2 protein-coding genes and 1 pseudogene are annotated in these 2,086 nt (G+C 74.5%); 1 reads left to right on the forward strand and 2 read right to left on the reverse strand.

Annotation, left to right across the window (positions count from 1 at the left end; translation table 11 throughout):
• Positions 1 to 268: pseudogene (locus tag HMPREF3105_RS11990) on the reverse strand (M18 family aminopeptidase); the annotation flags it as partial.
• Between the two features lie 108 nt (positions 269 to 376).
• Between HMPREF3105_RS11990 and HMPREF3105_RS11995 the strand changes: the two are divergent.
• Positions 377 to 709: a hypothetical protein gene (locus tag HMPREF3105_RS11995; protein WP_205810694.1), complete on the forward strand. Its 333-nt coding sequence runs from the start codon at positions 377 to 379 to the stop codon at positions 707 to 709.
• On the opposite strand, the gene HMPREF3105_RS12000 is transcribed toward HMPREF3105_RS11995, so the two are convergent.
• Positions 700 to 2,086, reverse strand: a 1,387-nt coding sequence (locus HMPREF3105_RS12000) for a glycosyltransferase family 87 protein (protein ID WP_070709818.1), incomplete at its 5' end; no start/stop codon positions are given. The two genes, HMPREF3105_RS11995 and HMPREF3105_RS12000, sit on opposite strands and share 10 nt — an antisense overlap.

Here is a 2,086-nt window from a genome sequence, read left to right on the forward strand (position 1 = left end):
GCGCCTCAGCGCCCTCGTGGCGGCCCAGCGCGTCCACACCCGTCGGCACGATCCAGGCCACCGCCGCGCCGTCGCGCACCACGACGTAGCCGCCCGGGGCCGACGGGAAGTCGGCCGTCTCGTCCAGGCGGGTGAAGCCGACGGCCTCCAGGCGGCGTGCGACCTCCTCCGCGGCGTGGTAGCTGGAGGGCGAGGCGGTCACGAAGTCGGCCAGGTCCCGCAGGTGGGCGGGTATCTCGGCGACGGTGTCACGGGTCACGGGGGTCATGACCCGACCGTACCGCGCCCCACCACCCCGTCCGGCTACCCTGGCCCGAAAGCGGCCCCGGCCGCATCGCCCGCCCCGTCAGCGCAGGAGGAGCCCGCCGTGGACATCATGATCGCCGTCGCCGTGGGGGTCTTCCTCCTGGTGGCGTGGACCGTGGGCGGCTGGGCCATCGTGCGGATGGGCTTCACCCGGGACGGGGACGCGGCCCGCACCCCCGCCCATGACGACGGCGTCGCGCGTCCGGCGCACCCCGGCGCGGCCGCGGACCCGGCCACCGATCCCCACGTGATCTGGCGCGAGCAGATGAAGGCGGCCACGGCCGCCTCCGGGGCGCAGTGCGTCTGTCCGCCGCCACCCCGCGAGGACGGCGCCGCCGAGGCGGGCACGACCGCGCCGCCGTCGTCCCCGGACTGCCCGATCCACCGCTGGGACTACGCCTGAACCGCGGCCGGCCGGTCTGAGCGACCCCGGGCCGGGCCGGCGTCCGCGGCGTACGCGCCGGCGAGCGGGTCGGTGTCCGGGTGGCCGCCGTGGTCGCGCTTCACGAGGTCCTCCGCCGGGTGCAGCATCTCCCACACGACGCGCCCGCACAGCCACAGCACCGCGAGCATGTGCGCGAGGATCGCGGCCACGTAGACGGAGTCGTCCATGGAGTGCTGCGGCGGGGTCTCGGCCACCCCCTTGGCCAGGTACATCCACACGGCGAAGAAGTGCAGCGCCTCCACCGTCTGCCACACCCAGAAGTCCCGCCAGCGCGGCAGGGCGAGCGCCAGGAGCGGGATCAGCCAGACGACGAACTGCGGTGAGTACACCTTGTTGGTGAGCACGAACGCCGCCACCACCAGGAACGTCAGCTGGGCCAGCCGTGGGGTGTGCCGCACCCGCACGCCGAGCACGAAGATCCCGAGGCAGCACACCGCGAAGGTGCCGTAGGCCAGCAGGGTCAGGGAGTCCTCCGGCACGAACGCCCACCCGGCCTGCGCGGCGGTCACGTCCCATGCGTGCCACACGCTGGACAGGCCCGGCCCGCGCTCGCCGGAGAAGGTGAAGAACACGGACCACGCCTGGAAGTTCACGGCCATGAGCGGCACGTTGACCGCCGCCCACGCCGCCACCGTGCCCCCGGCCGCGAGCAGGAAGGGCCGCCACCGTCGCGAGCGCACCGCCAGGATCAGCAGCGGCCCCAGGATCAGCAGCGGATACAGCTTCATGGCCGCGCCGAGGCCGAACAGCATCCCCGCCGTCAGGGACCGGCCGCGCGACCAGGCGTACATGCCGCACGCCAGCAGGGCCACGGCCCACAGGTCCCAGTTGATGGTGCCGGCCAGCACGATCCCCGGGGCCACGGCCACCATGAGCCCGTCCGTCCACCGGCGCCCCGCCATCCGGACGGTCAGCACCGCGACAACGGCCCACAGCACCACCACGAATCCGAGGTTCACGAGCCAGAACACCACCGTGCCCTGCTCCGGCGAGAACGGCAGCGCCTGCGTGATCCAGGCCGCCACCGAGCCCACGACGGACATCAGCACGGGGTACTCGAACGTGGAGCCCGCCCGGAACGGCGCCCAGGGGTCCGCCGCGAACCCGCGCCCGCCGTAGAGCGCGGCCCAGTCCGAGTAGCAGCCCGCGTAGTAGACGTCCGGGGCGCCCCAGCCGTGCAGCAGGCACGGCGACTTCTGCAGCACGGTCACGACGGCGGCCAGAGCCACCAGCAGCCCCGTCAGCGCCACGGGCCCGGCCCAGGAGCCGGTCCCCCGTCCGGGGCCGTTCGCCGCGAGGCCGCCGGCGAGCTGGAAGCGGCCGCCGCGCTCACCG

Source organism: Micrococcus sp. HMSC31B01, assembly GCF_001816085.1.
Lineage (GTDB): Bacteria > Actinomycetota > Actinomycetes > Actinomycetales > Micrococcaceae > Micrococcus > Micrococcus luteus.

What these genes read in the sequence shown, in the direction of transcription:
- HMPREF3105_RS11995 (WP_205810694.1), top strand. Translation starts at nt 377, where the DNA reads ATGATCGCCGTCGCCGTGGGGGTCTTCCTCCTGGTGGCGTGGACCGTG.